The sequence below is a fragment of the Microbacterium phyllosphaerae genome (assembly GCF_050628115.1).
Lineage (GTDB): Bacteria > Actinomycetota > Actinomycetes > Actinomycetales > Microbacteriaceae > Microbacterium > Microbacterium phyllosphaerae_A.
Map to the genome: position 1 here is coordinate 615,573 of NZ_CP192502.1, position 24,604 is coordinate 640,176.

At 68.7% G+C, this 24,604-nt stretch carries 20 protein-coding genes; 8 read left to right on the forward strand and 12 right to left on the reverse strand.

Going from position 1 to position 24,604, the window contains the following annotated elements:
• Positions 1 to 109 precede the first annotated feature (109 nt).
• The 5 genes from ACQ4LY_RS02705 (at position 110) to ACQ4LY_RS02725 (ending at position 4,886) form a co-directional block, all read left to right on the forward strand.
• Complete coding sequence (locus ACQ4LY_RS02705; RefSeq protein WP_431074449.1) at positions 110 to 652, forward strand: ECF transporter S component; 543 nt, start codon at positions 110 to 112, stop codon at positions 650 to 652.
• A gap of 91 nt (positions 653 to 743) precedes the next feature.
• Complete coding sequence (locus ACQ4LY_RS02710) at positions 744 to 2,456, forward strand: ABC transporter ATP-binding protein (protein WP_431074450.1); 1,713 nt, start codon at positions 744 to 746, stop codon at positions 2,454 to 2,456.
• The gene (locus tag ACQ4LY_RS02715; protein ID WP_431074451.1) at positions 2,453 to 3,271 is read left to right on the forward strand and encodes an energy-coupling factor transporter transmembrane component T; all 819 of its coding nucleotides are present in this window, start codon (positions 2,453 to 2,455) and stop codon (positions 3,269 to 3,271) included. The genes ACQ4LY_RS02710 and ACQ4LY_RS02715 overlap by 4 nt, the downstream gene beginning before the upstream one ends.
• A gap of 11 nt (positions 3,272 to 3,282) precedes the next feature.
• A complete protein-coding gene (locus ACQ4LY_RS02720; protein ID WP_431074452.1) occupies positions 3,283 to 4,158 on the forward strand; it encodes a siderophore-interacting protein in 876 nt (291 codons plus the stop codon).
• Positions 4,155 to 4,886: an ECF transporter S component gene (locus tag ACQ4LY_RS02725; RefSeq protein ID WP_431074453.1), complete on the forward strand. Its 732-nt coding sequence runs from the start codon at positions 4,155 to 4,157 to the stop codon at positions 4,884 to 4,886. Before ACQ4LY_RS02720 ends, ACQ4LY_RS02725 begins: the two co-directional genes overlap by 4 nt.
• Positions 4,887 to 5,134: 248 nt before the next feature.
• Here the strand turns inward: ACQ4LY_RS02725 and ACQ4LY_RS02730 are convergent, their stop codons facing one another.
• Both ACQ4LY_RS02730 and ACQ4LY_RS02735 read right to left on the reverse strand, forming a co-directional pair.
• On the reverse strand, positions 5,135 to 6,298 hold the full coding sequence (locus tag ACQ4LY_RS02730; protein WP_056310070.1) for an acyl-CoA dehydrogenase family protein: 1,164 nt from the start codon (positions 6,296 to 6,298) through the stop codon (positions 5,135 to 5,137).
• A gap of 164 nt (positions 6,299 to 6,462) precedes the next feature.
• On the reverse strand, positions 6,463 to 7,398 hold the full coding sequence (locus tag ACQ4LY_RS02735) for a M15 family metallopeptidase (protein ID WP_431074454.1): 936 nt from the start codon (positions 7,396 to 7,398) through the stop codon (positions 6,463 to 6,465).
• Between the two features lie 83 nt (positions 7,399 to 7,481).
• Here ACQ4LY_RS02735 and ACQ4LY_RS02740 point away from each other — a divergent pair, with 83 nt between their 5' ends.
• A complete protein-coding gene (locus tag ACQ4LY_RS02740; RefSeq protein ID WP_431075741.1) occupies positions 7,482 to 9,575 on the forward strand; it encodes an intein-containing Rv2578c family radical SAM protein in 2,094 nt (697 codons plus the stop codon).
• 85 nt (positions 9,576 to 9,660) lie between these two features.
• Positions 9,661 to 10,200, forward strand: a complete 540-nt coding sequence (locus ACQ4LY_RS02745; protein WP_431074455.1) for a YaeQ family protein — start codon at positions 9,661 to 9,663, stop codon at positions 10,198 to 10,200.
• 455 nt (positions 10,201 to 10,655) lie between these two features.
• On the opposite strand, the gene ACQ4LY_RS02750 is transcribed toward ACQ4LY_RS02745, so the two are convergent.
• Positions 10,656 to 12,956 (reverse strand): DEAD/DEAH box helicase, encoded by a 2,301-nt coding sequence (locus ACQ4LY_RS02750; protein WP_431074456.1) that lies wholly within the window; start codon positions 12,954 to 12,956, stop codon positions 10,656 to 10,658.
• A gap of 293 nt (positions 12,957 to 13,249) precedes the next feature.
• Here ACQ4LY_RS02750 and ACQ4LY_RS02755 point away from each other — a divergent pair, with 293 nt between their 5' ends.
• Complete coding sequence (locus ACQ4LY_RS02755) at positions 13,250 to 14,146, forward strand: aldose 1-epimerase family protein (RefSeq protein ID WP_431074457.1); 897 nt, start codon at positions 13,250 to 13,252, stop codon at positions 14,144 to 14,146.
• 111 nt (positions 14,147 to 14,257) lie between these two features.
• Here ACQ4LY_RS02755 and ACQ4LY_RS02760 read toward each other — a convergent pair whose 3' ends face one another.
• The 9 genes from ACQ4LY_RS02760 to ACQ4LY_RS02800 form a co-directional block, all read right to left on the reverse strand.
• On the reverse strand, positions 14,258 to 17,491 hold the full coding sequence (locus ACQ4LY_RS02760) for an efflux RND transporter permease subunit (protein WP_431074458.1): 3,234 nt from the start codon (positions 17,489 to 17,491) through the stop codon (positions 14,258 to 14,260).
• Positions 17,492 to 17,513: 22 nt separating this feature from the next.
• Complete coding sequence (locus tag ACQ4LY_RS02765) at positions 17,514 to 18,107, reverse strand: TetR/AcrR family transcriptional regulator (protein ID WP_431074459.1); 594 nt, start codon at positions 18,105 to 18,107, stop codon at positions 17,514 to 17,516.
• A 109-nt stretch (positions 18,108 to 18,216) separates the two neighbouring features.
• Positions 18,217 to 19,386: a Gfo/Idh/MocA family protein gene (locus ACQ4LY_RS02770; RefSeq protein WP_431074460.1), complete on the reverse strand. Its 1,170-nt coding sequence runs from the start codon at positions 19,384 to 19,386 to the stop codon at positions 18,217 to 18,219.
• A gap of 45 nt (positions 19,387 to 19,431) precedes the next feature.
• Positions 19,432 to 20,496, reverse strand: coding sequence for a LacI family DNA-binding transcriptional regulator (locus ACQ4LY_RS02775; RefSeq protein WP_431074461.1), 1,065 nt, complete (start codon positions 20,494 to 20,496; stop codon positions 19,432 to 19,434).
• Between the two features lie 3 nt (positions 20,497 to 20,499).
• A complete protein-coding gene (locus ACQ4LY_RS02780) occupies positions 20,500 to 21,393 on the reverse strand; it encodes a carbohydrate ABC transporter permease (protein ID WP_431074462.1) in 894 nt (297 codons plus the stop codon).
• A complete protein-coding gene (locus ACQ4LY_RS02785) occupies positions 21,386 to 22,345 on the reverse strand; it encodes a carbohydrate ABC transporter permease (RefSeq protein WP_431074463.1) in 960 nt (319 codons plus the stop codon). Before ACQ4LY_RS02785 ends, ACQ4LY_RS02780 begins: the two co-directional genes overlap by 8 nt.
• Positions 22,346 to 22,351: 6 nt before the next feature.
• Positions 22,352 to 23,623, reverse strand: a complete 1,272-nt coding sequence (locus ACQ4LY_RS02790) for an ABC transporter substrate-binding protein (RefSeq protein WP_431074464.1) — start codon at positions 23,621 to 23,623, stop codon at positions 22,352 to 22,354.
• Positions 23,624 to 23,781: 158 nt separating this feature from the next.
• Positions 23,782 to 24,141, reverse strand: a complete 360-nt coding sequence (locus ACQ4LY_RS02795) for a fluoride efflux transporter FluC (protein ID WP_431074466.1) — start codon at positions 24,139 to 24,141, stop codon at positions 23,782 to 23,784.
• On the reverse strand, positions 24,138 to 24,524 hold the full coding sequence (locus ACQ4LY_RS02800; protein ID WP_431074467.1) for a fluoride efflux transporter FluC: 387 nt from the start codon (positions 24,522 to 24,524) through the stop codon (positions 24,138 to 24,140). Before ACQ4LY_RS02800 ends, ACQ4LY_RS02795 begins: the two co-directional genes overlap by 4 nt.
• Positions 24,525 to 24,604 lie beyond the last annotated feature (80 nt).

Here is a 24,604-nt window from a genome sequence, read left to right on the forward strand (position 1 = left end):
CGCACCGCCGCTCAAGCTACGCCGGGCTTCCGTCTACACACCAGAGTCGAGGGTTATTCCTGGACGAACGGCCAGCCGAGTCGACGATGGTCGACAGTAGGCTGGAGGGGTGGCATCCTCCCCCGTCCTGACGACTCGCGTGCTGCTGGTCTGCGCCGCGATCGGTGTCGCCACCGGCATCCTCGGGGGGATCGCCGGCCTCATCACGCCCGGCGTTCTGGTACTCACTCCCTACCTTTACGGACTCGTCCTCGGATCGCACGTCCTTCCCGGGATCATCGCTCAGGAGGTGCTGCGCCGACCGCTCGTGGCACTCGTCACGCACGTCATCGCCGCTCTCATCTCGAGCGCGTTCAACCCTGCGTGGGCGCTGCGCTTCATCGGCACCGCACTGCTGTTCGGGGCGATCCAGGAGGGCATCGCCGCACTCACCCGCTACCGCTCGTGGGGCGCCTGGCGCTTCTTCATCTCGGCCGGCGTGATCGGCGTGATCGTGGCCGTCGTCGTCTTCTTCGCCGCGCATCTCGCCGTGCTGCCGCTGTGGGCGCAGATCGCCTACCTCGTGATCTCCGTGCTCGGGCCCATCGCCTGGACGGCCGTGGGGCTGGCGATCGGCGGCGCCCTGAGCCGTGCGGGCGTCGCCCGGCGTTGACGCCCGACCACCCCGAATCCGGCGAATGCGGATCAGGTAAGGCTCAGCTAAGTTAGAACGGTACCGATCCGCCGAGACCCGGGGTTATGCCGTGCGCTCAGCTGCGCCTCTTCTCCGCGTGCGTGACCTCTCGATCACGCACGCCGATGCCGCGCACCCCTCCCCCGAAGACGTCACCTTCGACATCCGCCCCGGCGAGGTCGTGCTGCTGCTGGGCCCGTCCGGCTCGGGCAAGTCGACGCTGACGCTCGCGCTCAACGGCCTGATCCCCCACGCCGTGCCCGCGACCATGACAGGGTCGGTCGAGGCCGGCGGACTCGACACCGCCGACACCCTCACCGCCGCGCTGAGCACGCACGTCGCGATGGTCTTCCAGGATCCGGATGCGCAGATCGTCACCGGCAGCGTCTACGACGAGGTCGCCTTCGGTCCCGAGAACCTGCTGCTGTCGCTCGACGAGGTGCGCGCGAGGACCGAAGACGCACTGCGCCGTGTCGGCCTGTGGGACAGGCGAGACGACAACCCCGACCGCCTCTCGGGCGGCGGGCGTCAGCGTCTCGCGATCGCCTGCGCCCTGGCGATGGGCTCCCCTCTCGTCGTGCTCGACGAGCCGACCGCCAACCTCGACCCCCAGGGCATCGACGATGTCTATGCCGCGCTCGCCGACGTGATCTCCGCCGGCGACCGGTCGATCCTGCTGGTCGAGCACAACCTCGATGCCGCGATGGGCTTCGTCACCCGCACGATCGTGATCGACCGGGCGGGTCGCGTCGTCTTCGACGGGCCGCCCGCCGACGTCATCCGCACGAATGCCGCAGAGCTCGTCGCGATGGGCGTCTGGCTGCCCGCGGCGACCCTCGCCGCCTTACGGATGCAGGAGGCGGGATCGCACTTCGACCGACTCCCCCTCACGCCGGACGAGCTCGCCGCCGCGCTCGCCGCAGCCGCGAGTCACCCCGTTTCGAGTCTCTCCGCTCGCTCGACGACCGCAGTCGGCATCCGCTCGACGAGCGAGGAGCGCAGCGACGAGACGAAACGCCCCAGCACCCCGATCATCAGCGCCCGCGGGCTGACCGTCCGCCGGCATCGCACCGAGATCCTGCACGGCATCGACCTCGACATCACACCGGGCACCCTCACCGCGATCGTCGGCACGAACGGTGCAGGCAAGACGACGCTGCTGCAGTCGCTCGCCGGGGTCGTGCCACCGCCGAAGCGACAGGTCACGGTCGACGGCATCGATCCGGGGTCGGCGTCGCCGAGAGATCTCGCGAGCCGTATAGGCTTCGTGTTCCAGAACCCCGAGCACCAGTTCATCGCGCACACGGTCTTCGACGAGCTCGCCCACGGACTGCGGCTGAGGCACACGCCGGATGCCGAGATCTCCGAGCGTGTCGATGCGATGCTCACGCGGTTCGGGCTCGAGGCCAAGGCCGACGTGCATCCGTTCCTGCTCTCGGGCGGAGAGAAGCGGCGGCTCTCGGTCGGCACGGCGCTGATCACACGCCCGCGGGTGCTCGCGCTCGACGAGCCGACGTTCGGACAGGACCGCGCCAGAGCATCCGAGCTGCTCGCCCTGCTGCACGACCTGCGCGATGAGGGCACCACGATCCTCATCGTGACGCACGATCTGCAGCTCGTCGCGGAACACGCCTCGCACACCGTCGTCCTGAGGGACGGTCGGGTGCACGCCGCCGGCCGCACCGAGGTGCTCTTCGGTGCGGAGACGCCCTTCGTCGAGGCGGGGCTGCGGCTTCCGGCACTCCAGCGCGTGCTCGCCGCGGCGGGGCGGACGATCGCATGAGCGCGCAGACGTTCGATCCGTACGCCGCGGTCACGGCATCCTCTCCGCGTCAGTTCCTGTACGCGCTGAATCCGCTGGCCAAGGTCGCCGGCGTCGCACCGGCGATGCTGGTGCTGATCTTCGTGAGAGACCTCGCCACCCCGGCCGCCTTCCTGGTGCTGTCGCTCGCTCTGATCGTCGTGGGGGCGCGGCTCACGGTGCGCACCGCAGCGCTGCTGTTCCTCGCGCTGCCCGTGGGCATGCTCGCGATCGGTCTCGGATTCTCGCTGTGGGTCGACACGGGCCTCGTCGGCGACACCCCTCCTGCTCTGCAGATCGGCGACTGGTCGCTCTACCAGGGGGCGCTCGCGATCGGCTTCGCCACAGCCCTCCGTCTCGGCGCGATCGTCTCCCTGGCGCTGATCGGCGGCCTGACCACCACCGGGCCAGACCTCGTGCGCGCGAGCGTGCAGCAGCTGCGGGTGCCGTATCGCATCGGCTACACGGCGCTCGCGGCCTTCCGCTTCGTGCCGCGGTTCGGACATGAGCTGTCCGTGATCCGCGCGGCACACCGCGTGCGCGGTCATCATGGCGGCAGCGGGCCGTTCGCGAGGATCGCCCGGGGCTGGGGCTACATCGTGCCGCTGCTCGCAGGAGCCATCCGCCACGCCGAGCGCGTGGCTCTCGCCATGGATTCCCGCGCCTTCGGCGCACACCCCACGCGCACCGAACGCCACCTCGTGCCCTTCCGCGTGCGCGACACCGTCTTCATCGTCGCCTCGATCGCCGCATCCGCCGCGATCTTCGTGCTCTTCTTCCCCTGGCAGCTCCCCTGAAAGGCGCCCGCATGGCATTCAGCAAACTGGTCAAGCCCGAGTCGTCCGAGCTCATCCACCTCAGCGTCGTGCGCACTGAACGGCTCGCCCCGCACTGGATCAGGGTCACGCTCGGCGGGGGCGAGATCGAGAAGTTCCGACCGATGGGCTTCGATCAGTGGTTCCGACTGTTCCTGCCGATCGGCGGGGATGCCGGACTCGACCGGGTGCCGGCGAAAGCGAACAAGATGTTCGGATACCTCAGGTTCCTGCGGATCCCCGACGGCGAGCGTCCGGTGATGCGCAACTACAGCGTGCGGGCGTATCGCCCGGCGACCGCCGAGACCGGCGCCGAGCTCGACGTCGACTTCGTGCTGCACGGATCCGCGGCCGACGGCACGGCTGGCCCCGCATCGCGGTGGGCCGAGACGTGCGAGCCCGGCGAGCATGTGCTGATCATCGACGAGGGACTCACCTTCAATCCGCAGCGCGGCACCGAGCGGGTCGTGCTCGTGGGCGACGAGACGGCGCTGCCGGCGATCGCCTCGATCTGCGCCTCACTCCCCGCGGATGCCACGGGCACGGCGCTGATCGAGGTGCCCACCGAGGAGGATGCGCTGGAGTTCCCACACCCGGCCGGCATCGACGTCGTCTGGCTCGCTCGTCCGCATGAATTCGCCCCCGGCTCGTTCGCCCTCGCCCGGCTGGGCGAGCTGTCGCTGCCCGAGGCACCGTTCCATGCTTATGCCGCGGGCGAGCAGTCACTGGCATCCGGTGCACGCAAGCATCTCGTCGGCGAGCGCGGTGTCGACAAGAACGCCGTCAGCTTCTGCGGCTACTGGAAGATCGGTGCGTCGTCGCCTGCCTCGAAGACTGCCCGCGACGCCGCTGCCGAGCCCCTCGCATGAGCGGGGCGGATGCCGTGCGCCCGAACCCCTACGCGGATGCGTCGGCCGGTGCGGGGGTGCCGGTCGGTGCGGGGGCGCCGGTCGGTGCGGGGCCAGAAACGCACCCGGCGCCCGGTGCGGGGTCAGAAACGCACCCCGAATCGCCCTCCGCGGTGCAGAATCGACCCCGCACGGACGGCGGTCGGCCACGCTTCCGCTTCCCGACCGCGATCCTGCTGACGTGCGCCGCGCTCGGCGTCGCGGGCGGCATCCTCCTCGCACCCGCCAACTGGATCTCGACGCTCCTGTTCCTCGGCCTCCCCTTCGTCAGCGTGGGCCTGGCCGGACTGTGGCTGCTGCCCTCGGTGATCGCCCTGCGCCTGTTGCGACGTCCCCTGGTCGGGCTGCTGGTGGGACTCCTCGCCGGCCTCGTGATCGTCCCGTTCTCGGGATACGGCTTCAGCAGTGTGGCCACGAACGTCTGGTGGGCGGCATTCACCGAGCTCCCGTTCCTGTTCGTCCTCTGGCGCTACTGGGGCACCTGGCTGCACTACCTCGGCGCAGCGATCGTCGGCATCGTCTATCCGATCCTCGCCTGGACGTCGTTCAACCTCGGGACGTTCGACCTCGGCCTGCAGATCACCTTCTTCGCGATCACGCTCGCGAGCTGCCTCGGAGGCACCGCCCTCGGCATCCTGATCGCCGACCGGCTGCGCCGAGCGGGTGTCGGCGGTCGTCTGCCCCGCTGACCGCCGGGGCTCCGGGCCTGACTCGCCTGCCCGCCTGCCCGCCTGCCTGTCCGCCCCTCTGCCCGCCTGCCCGGGCACAGCTTCGGATGCCGGTGTGCGGCGCGCCGTGCTCCGGCCGCCGACCCCGGCGCGTCGCGCCCACGCTCCGAATCTGTGCCCGGGAGTGGGGATCGGTTCCTCAGTTCGGCTCCGCCCCAACGAGAAGGGCCCAGGATGCCGGCATCCTGGGCCCTTCTGCAGACGATGCGTCAGCGCTTGCCGACGATCTGGCGACCGACGAGGTCGCGCATGATCTCGTTCGTGCCGCCGTAGATGCGGTGCACCCGGGCATCGGTGAAGGCGCGGGCGATCGGGTACTCCATGATGTAGCCGTAGCCGCCGTGCAGCTGCACGCCCGTGTCGAGCACCTCCCACTCGCGCTCGGTCGCCCAGAACTTGACCTTCGCGGCATCCTCGGCGGTGAGCGTGCTGTTCTTGTAGGCGAGCAGTGCGCGGTCGATGTACGCCCACATCGCGTCGGTGGTCGCGGCCATGTCGGCGAGCCGGAAGCGGGTGTTCTGGAAGTCGGCGATGCGCTCGCCGAAGGCCTCGCGGTCCTTCGTGTAGGCGACGGTCCAGTCGAGGGCTGCCTGAGCGGCCGCGGCCGCGGCGACGCCGATCGAGAGACGCTCGAGCGGCAGGTTGAGCATCAGCTGGATGAAGCCCTGCCCCTCCTTGCCGCTGATGAGGTTCTCGTCGGGGATGAACACGTCGGTGAAGCTGAGCTCGGCCGTGTCCCAGCCGTGGAAGCCCATCTTGCTGAGCTTCTTGCCCTGGTCGAAGCCCTCCATGCCCTTCTCTACGAGCAGCAGGCTGAACGCGTCAGGACGGTTGCCCTCGCCGGTCTTGACGAAGGTCACCACGACGTCGGCCGTCGTGCCGGAGGAGATGAACGTCTTGGCGCCGTTGAGGATGTAGCCGCCGTCGACCTTCTTGGCGTTGGTCTTGATGCCGCGGAGGTCCGAGCCCGCACCGGGGTCGGTCATGGCGAGAGCGCCGAGCACCTCACCCGTGGCCATGCGGGGAAGCCACTTCTCCTTCTGCTCCTGCGTGCCCATATGCACGAGGTAGGGCACGGCCAGGTCGTCCTGGATGCCGAAGGCGCCGGCCAGCGAACCGGCCCCTGAGGCGATGACCTCTTCCATCACGATCGTGCGGAAGCGATAGTCCTGCAGCATCCCGGCGCCGCCGAACTCCTCGGGGACGGACAGACCGATCAGGCCCGCCTCACCGGCCGCCAGCATGGTCGCCCGGTCGATCTCGCCCGCGGCATCCCACCCCTCGATCGCCTCATTGGTCACGTGGCGCTTGACGAAATCCTTGACGAGGTCGCGGAATGCCTCGTGATCCTCTTCGTAGATGTCGCGTTCCATTGCGTCCTCCTGAACGTTCGTGCGTCATTGCTCCGGCGATTCTATGCCGGTTCGCCGACACCGGGACAGCCCGTTGTGAGAATGCATCCCACAATCGGTGGGACTGGGTACCGCGGTTGTCGGATGCCGCAATGCAGCGACCCAGGCGACGTTCGGCCGTGCGTTCAGTGCGTGTAATCGGGTGCGGCAGGGAGCCCGAAGAACTCCTCGAGCGTGTGATACCCGCCGTGATGGTAGGCAGCCGCGAGATCGCGTCCGAGGTAGCGCAGATGCCAGGGCTCCGGCTTGTATCCGGTGACGCCGGAGCCGATCTGCTCGTAGCGGACGATGAATCCGTACTCCCAGGCGTTCGCCGCGATCCACTCCCCCTGCGCGGTCGCCCCGAACGACTCGATCGCCCCGCACCGCGAGTCGCACGCCACGAGATCGATGGCGAGACCGGTCTGATGCTCGCTGTGCCCCGCTCGCGCGGACGACGCATCCGCACCGGCCTGCCCGCTGTTGCGCACATGCGACGCATGGGTCGCCACCTGGAGGTCGTACGAACGGTAGCCGTTGTTCGCCCCGATGCGCCCCGCGCCCTCAGCAGCCGCGGCAGCGGCCATCTCGCCCACAGCCGAGGCGACATCCGCCCGCGCCTGACCGGACGCGGTCGTCATCTGCAGCGGGATGTCCGCGAGCGACGACGGCGCGAAGGCGACAGGGGCGAGCGGGCGCGCCTTGTTCACGACAACCCAGACATGGGCGGGATCGTCGAGCGCCACGCACGGCGCGTTCCCGGCGATGACGGCTGCGCGGAAAGTCTCGGCGCCGCCGAAGCCGGCGATGATCGCCGCGTCATCGGCCACCGCGATCGCCTCCAGCACAGTCGGCTCCGAGCACGGGTCAGCCGCCGTGGTCGCTCCGACCTCGACCGCAGGGACCTCCTGCACGACGAGCGGTTGCGGCATCTCCGCCTCTTCCGCTGCCGAGTTCGCGATGGGCGCGCCGGCGATCGACAGCAGGATGCCGACGGCGGTCACCGCAAGACCGATGGGCAGCGCGGGTCCGCGAATCGGGGAACGCGGCGCCGCATGCTGAGGCTGCGGCGCGAAGTACATGCTCCCATTGTCCCTTAAGTCGGATAGAACATATGTCGCACTCCGGTTGACTCGAGTATCGTTTCTATGTTCGAATGGCTCTCATGCGGTGGCAGGGACAGAAGCTCGGTGACGTCGATGCCGCGGCGCTGCCCGGACTCGAGAACCGCTCGAACGTCCTCCGCACGGTGACCACGCCCGACTTCGCGGGCATGACCTTTCACGAGGTGCTGTCGAAGTCCGCGCTCAACCATGTTCCGGGCGCTTCGCGCATGCCGTTCGCGTGGACCATCAACCCGTACCGCGGATGCAGTCATGCATGTGTGTACTGCTTATCGCCGGACACTCTGATCCTCTGCGCGGACGGCCGCCAGCGACCTCTGCGTTCACTCGAGATCGGCGACGAGATCATCGGAACCGAGCGACAGGGCAGCTATCGGCGCTACGTGCGCACGACCATTCAGGCGAAATGGACGACGCGTAAGCATGCCTACAGAGTCACGCTCGCCGACGGGACGGAACTCGTCGCGAGTGGTGATCACCGATTCCTCACCGAGCGTGGCTGGAAGCATGTGTCGGATGCCGATTCCGGGCAGCGTCCACATCTCACGACGAACAATCGACTCATGGGGTTCGGAATCGGATCCGCCGGATCATCGATCGATGCGCTCTCCTCCGGATACCGTCGGGGCTACCTCGCGGGGATGATCCGCGGCGATGGGATGATCTTCCACGGCACGTACCCAAGCGAGACCCGAACGCGTGAGATACACAGCTTCCGCCTCGCACTGATCGATGACGAAGCCCTCGCGCGAACTCGGCGATTCCTCGATGATGAAGGCGTGCCGACCAGGACCCGCCCCTTCACGGTCGCCACCGATACGCGCAGCGCTGCGGACGCGATCCACACCGCCGCCAGGCGACATGTCGAGACCATCGAGTCGCTCGTGGAGACGCCCGACGCTCCGGACGCCGACTGGTACGCGGGGTTCCTCGCCGGCATCTTTGACGCGGAGGGCAGCTGCTCCCGCGGTGTTCTGCGGATCTCGAACAAGGACGCCGACATCATCGCGTTGATCGAACGGGGGTTGCGGCTTTTCGGGGTTCCGCATGTCGTCGAAGGTCCGCGCCCCAACGGCGTTCGGAGCGTCCGTGTCGTCGGCGGACTCCCCAGCCGCCAGCGGTTCTTCGCGATCTGCTCGCCGGCGATCACCCGCAAGCTCTCCATAGAGGGGACCGCGGTGAAGAGCGTCTCCGATCTGAGGGTCATCGAGATCACGCCGATCCCGGGAGAGCATGATCTGCTCGATATCACGACCGGCACAGGAGACTTCATCGCCAACGGGGTCATCAGTCACAACTGCTTCGCTCGGGGCACGCACGAGTACCTCGATCTCGACGGCGGCGCGGACTTCGATTCTCAGATCGTCGTGAAGGTGAACGTCGTCGAGGTGCTGCAGAAGGAGCTGCGCAAGGGCAGCTGGGCGCACGAGACCGTGGCCCTCGGGACGAACACGGATCCGTATCAGCGCGCCGAGGGGCGCTACAAGCTGATGCCGGGGATCATCGACGCCCTCGCCGCCTCGGGCACGCCGATGTCGATCCTCACCAAGGGCACGCTGATCAGGCGCGACATCCCCCTGCTGGTGAAGGCGGCGCAGCGGGTGCCCGTCGACATCCAGATGTCCATCGCGATGTACGACGACGAGCTGCAGAAGGCGATCGAGCCCGGCACCCCGACGACGCAGGCTCGGCTCGACACGGTGCGAGCACTCCGGGATGCGGGTTTCAGGGTGACCGTCTTCCTGATGCCGATCATGCCGCACATGACCGACTCGGTCGAGGCGATCGACACCGCTCTGCGCCGCATCAAAGAAGCAGGTGCCAGTCGCGTGATCTACGGTGCGCTGCACCTGCGCGCCGGCGTGAAACCCTGGTTCATGCAGTGGCTCGGCGAGTTCCGTCCCGACCTCGTCTCGTCGTATCGCGGACTGTATCCGGGCGTCTCAGCAGAGGCGCCCAAGGGCTATCGGCAGTGGCTCGCGAAGCGGACACGCCCGCTCATCAGGCTGCACGGCCTCGACGGCCAGCACGAAGACGACTACCCGGTGCGCGGCATCCGATCGTCCGCGCCGCACGGGCGCCCGGCCCCCGCAGTCGCTCCGTCGGCCGCCCCCGCACAGCCGATGCTGTTCTGATCGCGGATCGGAGCGCTCAGCGAGGCGCCCAGCGCGATCGGGCGACGTCCTGAGAGAGCCTCCAGGGCGCGTAGGCTCGAGCGTTATGGCTATCGGCTCCACAATGCACACGTTCGAGGTCCAGTTGGCCGACATGGACCGTGGTGTGTACGACGACTTCTCGTTGCGCGTGGCGCGGCATCCGTCCGAGACCGATGCGTACATGCTCACCCGCGTGCTCGCATACGGGCTCGAGTTCACCGAGGGCATCACGTTCGGCGGCGGCATCTCGCAGACCGACGAGCCCGCAGTCCTCGTGCGCGACCTCACCGGCCAGATCACCGCCTGGATCGAGATCGGCGCCCCCGATGCCGAGCGCCTGCACTATGGCAGCCGTCTCGCCGAGCGCACCGTCGTCTACACGCACCGCGACCCGGCGAAGGTCATGGCCCCCTGGGCCGACAAGCGGATCCACCGCTCCGAGGACATCCGCGTCTACAGCTTCGACCCCGGGTTCATCGAATCGGCCGCACCGCTCATCGAGCGTCGCAACACCATGACCCTCACCGTCACCGAGCAGGTGCTCTATCTCGACCTCAACGGGACGACCCTGACCACGGCGATCCACGAGCACGAACTCGGCTGAGTCGAGCCGCAGCCTGCGGCATCCGTAGCCGCGCAGCATCCGGCTCATGCCGTCGCTTCTTCCCCGGTCCGCGCGCCTCCCCAGGGAGGAGAACTGCGCCTCGGGAGGAGATTCCGCGCCGAATCCTCCGCCTCAGGAGCAGATCTCCTCCCAAGGAGGTGTCGCACTCCGCGCGCTCCGACGCACGTCTCACGCTTCGAGATAGGTCGCATGCTCTGCAGGAGACTGCACGCTCCGAAGGAGCGATCTCGCGCATCCGTCCTGCGAAGCGTGAGTTCTCCTTCGCACCGACCCTCCGATAAGAGCCAGCCACGCCACGCCAGCCCACGCCAGCCCACACGACGCCAAGCCAGCCCACGCCACAACGCGCCACGCACCGCACCGCACCGCACCGCACCGCCCGACGAAGGCCCCGCCCCCGCAGATGCAGGGACGGGGCCTTCGAGCGTGACGGATCAGGCCGTGAGGTCTGCCGCGGTCGGAACGCGACCGGCGATCTCCTCGATCAGGTCGTCGTCGATGCGCGCGTTCTCGAACGGCGCGTCGATCTCGGCCCGCTCCAGCAGCTCGGTCATGCGGCGCTGGCGCTGGCGCGTGATCAGCGTCACGACGCGACCCGAACGACCGGCGCGGCCCGTGCGGCCCGAGCGGTGCAGGTACGTCTTGTACTCGTCGGGGGCGTCGGCCTGGACGACCAGGTCGATGTCGTCGACGTGGATGCCGCGGGCGGCGACGTCCGTCGCGACGAGCACGTTCACTCGCCCCGAGGTCAGACGCTCGAGGTTGCGCGTGCGCTTGGCCTGGTTGAGGTCACCGTGCAGCGAGACCGCGGGGATGCCGGCATCGTCGAACTGCTCGGCGAGCATGTCGGCGTACGCACGGGTGCGGGCGAAGACGAGGGTCTTGCCGTCGCGGTCGACGAGCGAGGTGAGGATGTCGGCCTTGTCGCGGTGCTCGATCACGAGCACGCGGTGCTCGATCGTGCTCGAGTCCTGGTCCTCACCGGCGACCTCGTAGACAGCCGGGTCGACGAGGAACTCGTCGACGAGAGCTGCGACCTCGCGGTCGAGCGTCGCCGAGAAGAGGAGCTTCTGGCTGCCGTCGGCCGTGTGACGCAGGATGCGCTGCACGGGCTCGACGAACCCGAGCTCGCACATGTGGTCGGCCTCGTCGAGCACTGCGATGCGGCAGTCCGAGAGGTCGAGCTTGCCCTGATTGATGAGGTCCTCGATGCGACCGGGCGTGCCGATGACGATGTCGACGCCCTTCTTCAGCGCACCCACCTGGCGGCCCTGCGGCACGCCACCGTAGATCTGCGTGGTGAAGAGGCCGACGCTGCGCGCGATCGGCTGGATCGTGCGGTCGATCTGCAGCGCGAGCTCGCGTGTCGGAGCGAGGATGATCGCGCGCGGCGACCGACCGAACTCGCGACGCTTGCCGGCCTGCGACTGCAGCACGCGCTCGACGAGCGGCGCACCGAAGGCGATGGTCTTGCCGGAGCCGGTGCGACCACGGGCGAGGACATCGCGCCCCTCGAGCACGGCCGGGATGCTGGCGGCCTGGATCGGGAACGGAGTCGCAGCCCCCATGCCGACCAGCGTCTCGACGATGTTCGATCCGAGACCGAGGTCGCCGAAGGTCACACCGTCGACCTCGACGGCGGCGACGGACTTCGCCTCGAGGCGCTCGTGCACGACGTCATCCGTCGGCTCGAACTTCTTGGCGGGTGCCGCGCTCGAGGTGGCGTTCCAGTCGTTACGGCTGGGTCGCTCGTTGCGCGACGGCCGCCCCCGGGTGTCCGACGTCAGCGGGCGCGGACGCTCGGTGCGGTATGCGCCACCGGTCGAAGGACGCGAACGCTCGTCACGGCCACCCTCGATCGAACGCTGAGTGCGGTCACGGTCGAAGGCCCGACGTGCACGGTCGGCGTCGTAGGAGCGCTCGGCGCCGCCACGGTCGTCACGACGGGGGCCCGCGGCACGGTCGTCACGGCGAGGACGGTCGTCGCGGTCGAAGCGCGGACGCTCGGTGCGGTCGCCCGAACGGCCAGAACGGTCGTCGCGGTCGAAGCGCGGACGCTCGCCCGCACCGCGGCCATCGCGCTGCGGGCGGTCATCACGGGAGAAGCGCTGGCCACCGCGATCGTCGCGGAAGCCGCCGGAACGCTGGTCACGGCGGTCGTCGCGGCCCGGACGTCCGCCATCGCGGTGATCGTTGTCGCGGAAGCCCTGACGCTGCGTGCCCGCACCGCGGTCGTCACGACGAGGGCGCTCGTCACGCTGGCCGCCTCGCTCATCGCGGTACGTGCCTGGTCCGGTCGGACGCTGGCCGCCGCGGTCATCGCGACGCGGACGATCGAAGCCCGCGGAGGAGCGGTCGTTGTAGCGCGGACGGTCGTCGCGGTTGTGCGGTGCCTCACGGCGACCCGACTCGGCCCGGTTGCGGATGCCGCGCGACTCGTCGCGACCCGCACGCTCCTGAGCGCTCCAGCGCTGCTTGGGCGCGCCCTCTTCGGCCGGACGGTAGCCGCGGTGGCTCGCGCTGCGGCTGCCGGGGCGACGGTCGAAACCGGCGGTCGCGGTGCGGCGATCGCCGGCATCCGCATGTCCACCGCGTGCATCGCGGGAATCACGCGTGTCGCGACCGGCGTCACGGCCGCCGGCGTGGCGATCGTGGAACGAGGTCTTGTTCGCGCCGTAGCGCGGCTCGAAGTTGGCGGCGGGACGGCCGCCACGCGGCTTCTTGTTCTTGGGCATGGGTGTGTCCTTAAGAGTTCTCGCACGAGAACGGCGCCGCGCACACGCGCGAGCACCCTGCGCCGGATCGGATGCGATCGGGCGGGGTTCCGGACTGTCAGCGGCCGGGGCCATTCATGTGATGGTTGATTAGCGTCGAGCGACGCTCACCATCGGCCCCTGGACTCACACTTCTTACACAAAAACGTCCGCGCGCTGCGCGGGTGTCCGAAGCCGACCCATCAAGTGTAGCGGTCGCTCCTGAAAATCCGCCCAGTCCCCCTGGCGCGCACACCTCGCCATACGATTGCGGGGTGAACTCCGCATCCCCCACCGGCACCCAGGTGCACCTCCAGCTCGGCGACGTCAGCGCCCAGATCGCCCAGGTCGGCGCATCCCTCCGATCGCTCCGCATCGGCTCGGTCGACCTGATCGCGCCGTATCCGGCCGACTCTCCGACCCCCTCGTGCTCGGGAGTCGTGCTCGCGCCCTGGCCGAACCGCGTCCGAGACGGCCGGTGGAGCGACGAGCGCACCGAGCGGCAGCTGGCGATCACCGAGCCGAAGTTCAGCAATGCGAGCCACGGGCTTCTGCGCTTCACCGCCTACGACATCGAAGAGACGGCGTCGGCGACGACGCTGAGCGCCACGATCGTGCCGCAGACCGGCTACCCGTACCTGATCGAGACGAGTGTCACGTATGTGCTGCGCGCCGACGGCATCGACGTCACCCACGCGCTGACGAACCGCTCGGCGACGGCGGCACCGGTCGCTCTCGGCACGCATCCGTTCGTCACCATCGGCGACGTCGACCCGCACGATCTCGTGCTGCGGGTGCCGGCTCAGACGGAGATCACGTCCGACGAGCGGATGCTGCCCACGGGCACACGGCCCGCCGATGCCGCTCTGCGCGACGGCGTCCGTGTCGGAGACGTCGACCTCGACACCGGATTCACCGATCTCGAGCGCGACCCCGACGGACTCGTGCGACACTCGCTCACCGCACCCGACGGGCGCCGCCTCACCCTCTGGCAGGGCGCCGGGTTCGACTTCGTGCAGATCTACACGACCGACAAGTACCCCGGGCAGTCGCTCGCGGTGGCGATCGAGCCCATGACCGCTCCCGCCGATGCGCTGAACAGCGGCGCGGGAATTCGTCGCCTCGCGCCCGGCGAGACGTGGACCCTCGAATGGGGCATCACGCTCGACTGAGCTTTTCGGAGCGGCGTTCACGACTCAGCATGGAATCGCCGATGCCCGCCCGGGAATCGCTTCCGGGCGGGCATCGGGCTCAGTCGTGCTGAGTTGCGAAGGCGGCAGAGGCTACTCGCTGCGCTCGCGCATCTCCCGACGGGTCAACTGCGGTGCATGCGGCAGACCGGACTCGCCAGCACCAGCACCAGCACTCGCACCCGCACCCGCACCCGCCAGCGCCGGATCACCCGCAGGCAGAGGCCCGACGGACGGCTGATCGCCGGCGACCGGCGCAGACCCGTCGTCGCCGGATCCCGCCTTGCGGGCCCGGCGCCGCTCCTTCGCACCCTCGACGAGGTTGTAGAGCGTCGGCAGCACGATGAGCGTCAGCACGGTCGACGAGATGAGCCCGCCGATCACGACGATCGCGAGCGGCTGCGAGATGAACCCGCCGTGCCCGGTGATACCGAGCGCCATAGGGGTCAGCGCAAAGATCGTCGCGAGAGCCGTCATGAGGATCGGGCGCAGACGCTTCTCTCCACCGGCCTTGACCGCATCGAGAGTCGACAGCCCCTTCTCGCGGTACTGGTTCACGAGGTCGATGAGCACGATCGCGTTCGTGACCACGATGCCGATGAGCATCAGCACACCGATCAGCGAGGCCACGCCAAGCGGCACACCGGTGACGATCTGCAGCAGGATCGCGCCGGTCGCCGCGAACGGCACCGACACGAGCAGCAGCAGCGGCTGACGCAGCGACTTGAACGTCGCCACCATCACGACGTAGACGATCAGGATCGCGGCGAGCATCGCGAGACCGAGCTGCGAGAACGAGTCGGCCTGCTGCGTCGCGACGCCACCGACCTCGGCGGATGCACCGTCTGGCAGGTCGACGGCGGCGAGAGCCTCGGTGACCGACTGCGTCGCCACGGCGAGGTTGTCGGATGCCGGCGGCACGGTGATCGTCGCGGTGCGGCGTCCCTGCTCGGTGGTGATCGAGGTCGGGCCGTTGCGCTCCTCGACCGTCGCGATGTCCTGCAGCTGCACGACGCCGAGGGCGCTCGGGATCGTGAGCTCGCGCAGGGCCTGCGCGGTGGTCGGCGGCTCGGCTGCCGCGAGATAGATCGTCAGCGCGGTGTCGTCGATCTCGACCGAACCCACCTGCTGGGGACGCATCGTGTTCGAGACGAGCGCGCCGACGGCGACCTCCGACAGTCCCCGTGCCGCTGCGGCGTCACGGTCGACGACCACGGCGAGGTAGGGCAGCGCGGCCGCGAGGTTGTCGGTGACCTTGCCGATGCCGTCGCGTCCCTCGAGCTCGTCGACCACAGCGGTCGTGGCGGTCTGCAGGTCTTCGGCGTTCGACGCGGTGACCGAGATCTCGATGTCGCTGGAGCCGAGACCGGCGGATGCTGCGACCGACACCTCTCCGACATCCGTGAGGTCCTCGATCGCGTCCTGCACCGCGGTACGGAGCTTCTCCTGGTCGGCGTCCGGGTCGGTGAGCACCGAGTAGGTCACGCCGGCGCCTCCCGAGAACGCGTCGCGCAGTGCCGATCCGCTCGAGCCGATCGAGGCCTGCACGGTGGTGACGCCGTCGATCTCGAGCAGCGCGTCCTCGACCGCGACGGCGGCCTCCGACTTGGTCTCGAGGCTCGCGGTCGGACCGAGGTCCTGCGTGACGGTCATGGTGTTCTGACCCGAATCGCTGAGGAAGTTGACCTTCATCAACGGGGCCGCGGCCAGCGTGGCTCCGAGCACCACGACCGCGAGGATCACGGTGAGACCGGAGTGCTTCAGGGTCCACCCCAGGATCGGGCGGTAGGCGCTCTGTAGGCGCGTCGGCGGAGCATCCGGGTGCTCGGGGTCGATCTGCACGCCGTTCTCGTCGAGCAGCGGCTTGCCCGGGCGCAGGAACCAGTACGCGAGCACCGGGACGATCGTCAGCGACACGAGCAGCGAGGCCACCATCGCGATCGACACCGTCATCGCGAACGGCCGGAACAGCTCTCCGACCATGTCTCCGACGAACACGATCGGCAGGAACACGGCGACGGTCGTGATGGTCGACGAAGTCACCGCCATCGCCACCTCGCGCACGGCGAGCCGGATGGCATCGCCCTTGTCGGCATCGCCGACGTAGTGCCTCTTGATGTTCTCGATCACGACGATCGAGTCGTCGACCACTCGTCCGATCGCGATCGTGAGCGCGCCGAGGGTGAGGATGTTGAGCGAGTAGCCGAAGGCCTGCAGACCGATGAAGGTGATCAGGACGCTGGTCGGAATCGAGATCGCCGTCACGAGCGTCGAGCGGATCGACAGCAGGAAGACGAGGATGACGATCACCGCGAAGACGAGTCCGAGCAGCCCTTCGGTCGCGAGCGTCTCGATCGACTGCTGGATGAAGGGCGCCTGGTCGAAGATGATCGTGAACTTCGCGTCTGGGAAGGCCTCTTCGATCGTGTCGAGCGCGGCGATGACGCCCTGTGACACTTCGACCGTGTTCGCGGCGGGCAGCTTGGTGATCGAGATCGAGAGGGCGTCCTCGCCGTCGACGCGCGAGATCGACGAGATCGGGTCGGTCTCCTGCACGACGGTCGCGACGTCGCCGACCTTGGCGGTCGTGCCGACCAGCGGAAGCGCGGCGATCTCCTCGACGGACGTGATCTTCGCACCGGTCTGCACCGTCAGGGTCTGACCGTCTTCGGTGATGTCGCCACCCGGGAACAGCGTGCCGTTCTGCTCCAGGGCCGTGCTGATCGCCTGAGTGCTCTCTCCCACCGCGGCGAGCGCCGCCACATCGGGCGTGATCGTGATGCGCTGTCCGACGCCTCCGATGAGCTGTGCGGCGTTGACGCCGTCGACGTCCTCGAGCTCGGGAATGGCCACGCTGGTGAGTTCGGCCTGCGCGTTCTCGGCGTCGTCGAATCCGGTCACCGCGACCTGGATCACGGGGAAGTCGTCGATCGACACCGCGAGCACCTGGGGGCTCAGGTCGTCGGGCAGCTGACCCGAGATGCGGTTGATCGCCTGCTGGATCTTCTGCTCGGCCGTCGCGAGGTTCGTGCCGTAGGCGAACGTCGCCTGCACGATCGACGCGTTGGTCGTGCTCGTCGCAGTGGTCCCCTCGAGTCCGGGGACGCCCTGGATCGCCGACTCGATCGGCGTCGAGACATCGTTCTCGACGACCTCGGGCGACGCACCGGGGTACGTCGTCATGACCATCAGGTTGGGCAGCTCGAGCGACGGGATGAGCTCCTGCTTGAGGTTCGTCAGAGCGAGCCCGCCGAACACGGCGGCGACGATCGTGATCAGTGCGATCAGTGCGCGGTTCTTGAGACTCAGGACGGCGAGGTTCGACAAGGCGGATTCTCTCTCGATCGGATCAGGCGGATGCTGCGGCGGCGGATGCGGAGGGGGACGCCGGAGAGGGAGTGAGGATCCCGGCGAGGGCGTCGCGGATGAGCTCTTCGTCGAGCGGCTCGTCGTGGATCTGAGAGTGCCAGAGTACGCCGTCGATGAAGACGGCGGCGGCCGTGGCCCTGTCGACCCCGTGAACGGGGGCGATGAAGCCGATGATCTCGTCGGACCAGAGTCGTGCGAACGCCCGCACCCGCGGGTCGTGCACGGCCGCGGTGACGACGGCACGGTCGGCCTGCACTGCGCGCGCGTCGTCGAGCCCTCGGCGCACCAGGCGGGCGATCCCTTCGGGAGTCACTCCCTCGATGACCACGGCCTGCCGGGTCGCGTCGATGCGCGCCTCGATCTCGGCGGCCAATGCCCCGATCGCCGCCTCGCGCAGATCGTCGAGCGTGGCGAAGTATTGAGTCGTCGAGCCGAGTGGAACCCCCGCCCGCGCTGCGACCTTGCGGTGGGTGAGCGCGTCGACGCCGATCTCGACGATCAGCTCGGCGGCAGCGGTGACGATCTCGCGACGGCGCGCCTCAGGGTCGCGGCGGCGGCGCGTGCCATCGCTCATTCCTACCCCCAGCGCGATCACCCCTGTACGGGCGTACATGTACTTTTGTACATTCTGCATCCCGAACCTGGAGGTTCGCCCGGCGATCCGGCCGCCGGGCGCACGGGCGCTATTCGACCTGGCCGCGCTCGAAGTAGGCGACGAGGTCGGCATCCAGCTGAGGGACTGCGATCGCCGAACCGTCGCCGCGCAGCGACTCGGTGGCGAGGATGCCGGCGGCCACCGCCTCCCGGGCGGCCACGGGTGACGTCTCGGTGACCCCTCCGTCGCGCACGAACCGCAGGAACTCCGCGACCAGGAGCGCATCGGCTCCGTCGTGCCCTGCGCCCTCAGCCGCGGGAACGACGAACGTCTCGTCGGCGTCTGCGGCGCCTCGGTGCCGACGGTTCCACAGTCTGACCTCGCTGCCGGCCGTGTCGCCGAAGTTCTCGATGCGCCCCTCGGTGCCGATCACCGTGTAGTTGCGCCAGTAGTCGGGTGTGAAGTGGCACTGCTGGTACGAGGCGAGGATGCCCCCCGACAGTCGCATGTTCACCATCGAGATGTCCTCGACGTCGATCACCGGGTTCAGGCCGGTGAGCGATGCGGGCGGCCAGTTGTCGACGCTGAACCAGTCGGGCATCCGCTCTCCGGTGCGATCGCGGCGGTCGGTGATGCCGCCGTAGATGCTGAGTTCTCCCATCGCCGCGACCTGCTCGGTATAGGCGCCGGCCAGCCAGTGGATGATGTCGATGTCGTGCGCGCCCTTCTGCAGAAGCAGTCCCGTCGTGCGGCGGCGGTCGGCGTGCCAGTCCTTGAAGTAGTAGTCGCCTCCGTGCCCGACGAAGTGGCGCACCCACACGGCCTTGACGTCTCCGATCCGGCCGTCCTGGATGAGCCCGCGCATCAGGGTGATCACCGGCATGTGGCGCATGTTGTGACCGATGTAGAGCCGGCTGCCGGTGCGGCGGGCCGTCTCGAGCATCGCGTCGGCGTCGGCGAGGTCGATCGCGAGGGGCTTCTCGCAGAACACCGCGACACCGGCTTCGAGGGCGCGGATGCTGAGAGCTGCGTGCGTGTCGTCGGGCGTCAGCACCATGACGGCGTCGATTCCTGAGGCGAGCAGCTCATCGAGCGAGTCGGTGACGAAAGCCTCGGGGAGCAGACGCCGGGCGTCGTCGCGCGCACGCTCCGACGGGTCGCAGATCGCGGTGATGCGCGACCCCTGGCCGGGGCGGTGCACCTCCTCGCGCAGTGTGGCGCGCGCGCCGAAGCCGATGATTCCGATGGTGAGATCCACGGTGGTCCTTCTGAGAGTCGAATCGTGTGTGCGCGGACGCCTGCGTCAGCGCGCGTGAGAGGTGGGGGCGTCGAGGTCCGTCGACGCCCCGGGGAACAGCGACCAGGCGAACTCGTGCAGCTGCGCGGGCGAGTCGTCTGCCGCGAGCGCGCGGTCGATGATGATGCGTGCCTGCCGGTCGTAGAAGTCGGTCGGTCCGACCGTGGTCAGGGTGGGCGCGATGAGCTGCGCGTCGGGGGTGTTGCCCACGCCGATCACCGCGACGTCGTGCGGCACGCGGAGTCCCAGCATGTGCGCCGCGTTGATCGCCGCGATGGCCGCGAAGTCGGTCGTCGCGTAGATCGCATCCGGCCGTTCGTCGCGCGAGAGCAGTCGCACCGCCGCGGCGAAGGCGCTCGCCTGCCCCTCGGTGTAGGCCACCGTCCACTCGGGATCGACCTCGAGTCCGGCATCCGCCATCTTCTGGAAGTATGGCGTGTACCGGGTGACCTGCGTGGGCGCGAGGCGCACAGCGCCCTCGGCGGCCAGACATCCGATCCGCGCATGCCGCTCGAGCAGATGATCCATCGCGAGCTCGCACCCGGGGATCGCATCCGAGCGCACGACGTCGAATCCGGCGGGTTCGAGGTGCTCCGAGAACACGACGAGCCGCTGGCCGCGCTGCACGAGGTCTGCGAGCTTGCGTTCGGCATCCTCGTCGATCCCGACCCCGTCGAGGTAGGCGACGTCGCTCTCGACCCGGTCGAGAGCCGCGTGCCAGTCTCCGTCGGCGAGGATGAGCGTCGTGAGGCCGTGCCTGTTCGCCTCGACGTTCACGGCATCTGCCACCGCGAGCGACCACGGGTCGCTGAGCATATGCAGCGAGAGCTGCACCATGCCGCTGCGCCCGGTGCGGATCGTCCGTGCCGCGATGTTGGGCCGGTAGTTCAGCTCGTCAGCGGCTGCGAGCACCCTGGCCGCGGTGGCCTCGGCGACGCCTGCCCCCGATGCCGCGCCCGAGCGCCCGGAGAACACGTACGACACCGTGGCGGTCGAGACGCCTGCGCGCTCTGCGACCATCCTGAGAGTCGGACGCCGTGAGGCGGTCGACTGCTGCCTGCGCTCTGCCATCGGTCAGCCCTTCGATCCGCTGAAGGCGATGCCCTGGATGAACTGCCGCTGCAGGATCATGAACGTCACCAGCATCGGTAGGGTCGCGAGCAGCGCTCCCGCCATCAGCACCGGGTAGTCGGTGCCGTGGATGCCGACGAGCTGCGAGAGCCCGACGGACAGCGGCATCTTGGCGGGGTCGGTCGTCACGATCAACGGCCAGAGCAGATCGTTCCAGGACCACAGCACAGTGAACACCACGAGAGCGATGATGCCAGGCTTCGCGAGCGGAACCATGATCCGCCAGAAGGTCTGCCACGGATTCGCCCCGTCGATGCGGGCCGCCTCCTCGAGCTCCGAGGGCATCGACATGAAGAACTGACGCATCAGGAACGTGCCGAAAGCACTGAAGATCCCCGGCACGATCAGCGCCTGCAGTGTGTTGAGCCAGCCGAGCGACTGGATGATCTCGTACTGCGGCAGCAGGTACAGCTGCGAGGGCACCATGAGCACCGACAGGAACACCACGAACAGCGCGTTGCGGCCGGGGAACGGGATGCGGGCGAAGGCGTAGCCGGCCATGGTGCACAGCACGACCTGTCCGACCGTGCGACCGACCGTGAGCAGCACCGAGTTGGCGAACATCTGCGCGAAGGGCATCGAGTCGAAGACCTCGGCGAAGTTCGTGAACACCCACTCGCGCGGCAGCAGACTCGGTGGCACCTGCACCGAGTCCGACAGCGTCTTGAACGAGGTCAGCAGCTGCCAGATGAACGGGAAGACCATGAGGATCGCGCCGACGAGGAGCACGACGTGGACGATCCAGAGCGCCCTGTTGCGGGGCTTGCCCGGCCGGGCTGCCGAGCGACCGGTCGGCGCGCCGACGATGGCGCGCGTGTCGAGCGAGACCTCACTCATAGTGCACCCACTTCTTCTGCAGACGGAACTGCACGACGGTCAGGACCAGGATGATCACCAGCAGCAGGAAGGCGACGGCTGCGGCATACCCACGGTCGTTGTCGAGGAATCCCGCTTCGTAGAACAGGTAGACGACCGTGCGAGTGTTGGGCATGGCCGGATTGCTGCGTCCGAGCATCATGTAGATGAGGTCGAACACCTGCAGCGCGCCGATCACGCTGATGACGCTGACGAAGAAGATCGACGGCGACAGCAGGGGGATGGTGATGGAGAAGAATTTGCGCACCGGACCCGCGCCGTCGAGGTCGGCCGCCTCCATGATCGTGTCGGGGATGCCCTGGAGACCGGCGAGGAAGATCACGATGTTGGTGCCGAGGCCCGCCCAGATGCCCACGACCGCGATGGCCACCAGCGCCGTGTTCGGATCGGTGAGCCAGCTGCGACCCTCGATGCCCACAGAGCCGAGGGCGGCGTTGAGCACGCCGTAATCGCCGTTGTAGATCATGCGCCACACCAGCGCGATCGCGGCGGGCATCGTGACGACCGGGATGAAGTACAGCGTCCGATAGGCACTGCGCCCCTTGAGCCCCGCGGTGTTCAGCAGGGCGGCGATCCCGACTGCCAGCGGGATGCCGATGAGCGCGATGACCGTGTAGAGGGCGGTGTTGCGCAGCGCCCCGATCAGCTCCGGGTCCTGGAACAGGCGGACGTAGTTCTCGAGCCCCACCCATTCCGCGCCGCCGAACGGCCCCGACTTGGTGAACGAGATGATGAGCGTGCGCACGGTCGGCCACAGGTAGAACACGGCGATGCCGAGGGCCGTGGGGCCGATGAAGACGAGAGCCCACCAGGGGGACGCACCGGGGTTGCGCCGGCGGCGGCGGATGCCGGGGCTGGGCGCCTCCGACATCCGCTCCGCCTGCGCACGCGGGGGTGACGCGACGACGGTCATGCCCGGTTACTCCTGCTCCGCATCGAGCGCCGTCTGCATCTGCGCGGCGAGGTCCTTCAGTCCCTCGGCCGGAGCGACGGCGCCCGACCAGACCTGCGAGAGCACCTCGCTCTCGATGCTCGTCCACGCCGAGGTGTTCTTCGAGACCGGGTAGGGCACGGCGGTGTCGAGGGCGTCGATGTAGACCTTCAGGTCGTACTGCGGCAGGGCGTCTACCCACGCCTGCTGGGTGCCGTTGAACGCGGGGATCACGGTGCCGGACTCGGCCTGGATCTTCGCCGCCTCCTCGCCGCTCGCGAAGGCGGCGAACGCCTGGGCCTCGGCCGGATGCGAGCTCTTCGCGTTGGCGACGTTGCCCACACCGTGGATCACGCTCTGATTGCCCTCCGGCCCCTCGGGCAGCGGCGCGACGTTCACCTTGTCGGCGATGTCGGCGTTGTCTCCGTAAGCGATCGCCGCCCACGAGCCGTTCTGGAACATCGCGACCTTGCCCGAGAGGAAGAAGTCCTCGGGGTTGGTGTCGGTCATCTGCTGCGCCGTCGGAGACGACCCCGCCTCGATCAGATCGGTCCACAGCTCGATGCCCGCGAGCGCCTCGGGCGAGCCGTAACCGCTCTCGGTGCCGTCGTCCGAGATGACCTCGCCGCCTGCCTGCGCGATCGAGTTGTAGAAGTTCTCCTGGCCGTACTGGCTCGCCGCGACGCCGAACTGCCCGGTGGCCGGGTCGGTGAGCGCCGCGGCCGCCGCGGTGAAGTCGTCCCACGTCCAGCCGGCGGTCGGGTATTCGACACCCGCGGCGTCGAAGAGCTCCTTGTTGTACCAGAGGGCGACGGTGTCGAAGTCCTTCGGGGCGCCGTAGAGCTTTCCGTCGAACGTGTAGAGGTCGATGAGCCCCTGCGGGTAGTCGGCCGCATCCACTCCGGTGTCGTCGAGCGGCGCGAGCTGGCCGTTCGAGGCGTAGAGCGGGAAGTTCGGACCGTTCATCCAGAAGACGTCTGCGGCGGACCCACCGGTGGCCGCGGTCTGCAGCTTGGTGAAGTACTCCTTGTACGGCGTCACCTGGATGTCGATCGTGACGTTCGGGTTCTCCTTCTCGAACGCGGCCGCGATCTCCTCCATCGCGGGCTTCTGGTTCTCGTCCCAGATGGCGTAGCTGAGGGTGACGTCTCCACCCGACGAGCTCTCACCCCCGGCCTGTGACGAGCAGGCGCTGAGCGCGAGGACGGCTGCCGCAGAGGCGGCGAGGGCGCCGAGGGCGCGACGGGAGGTGCGGGGCATCGGTGTCTCCTTTGACGGGTGCAGGGGATCGTGACGAGCGGAATCGGAATGTTAAACGATTAGCAGTTAAACGATTAGCAAGGAGACTAACCCGACAGGTGGGGAGCGCGCAAGCATCGAACTTCGCGGGCGGGAATGCGCCGGCGGCGAGGCGCTGGTCAGAGCGCGGAGCCGAACGCCAATCCCAGACCGGCCGCGAGAAGGCCGAGCAGAAGCATCCCGATCGCATCGAACGCGGATGCCGCGCGCTCGCCGTCCCGCCACAGTGCGACGGCGTCGAGCATCGCGGTGCTGAACGTCGTGTAGCCGCCGAGGAGCCCCGCCCCGAGAAGGAAGACATCTGCGGGCAGCGCCGTGGTCACGAGGCCGAGCGCGAACGATCCGCTGAGGTTGACGACAAGGATGCCCCACGGAAAGCGTCGGCCCGCGACCTTCGCGACGCCGAGGTCGACGACGTGGCGGAGCACCGCACCCACTCCCCCGGCGAGCGCGGCCGCGACGAACAGCAGCGGGTTCACGACGAGACTCCCGCGAGAGGCGTCGCGCGTGCTCGGCCGAGCCGCAGGCCCAGCGCTGCCGCACCCAGACCGAGCACGAGGCTGCCTGCGGAGTAGGCGAACGCGAGCACGGGAGCAGCGGACCACAGCGCGACCGTTCCTGTCATGAAGGCGCTGTAGGTGGTGAACCCGCCGAGCACCCCCGTGCCGAGGAACAGCCGCAGACCGGTGGTCTGCGGCAGACGCGCAGCGAGGATGCCGATCAGCAGCGACCCGAGCACGTTGACCGCGAGGGTGGCGAACGGGATGCCGCCGGCATCCGGCATCCAGAGCCCGACCGCGAGTCGCGCGGCGGTGCCGATGCTCCCCCCGGCGAAGACGAGGAGCAGGCGGCTAGCGGTCACGCCGCCACTCTAGTCTCGTCGTTGCGGTGCACCCGTCGAATGTCAACCCGGTGTGGCTCAGCGCCGCCGGGGCGAAGACT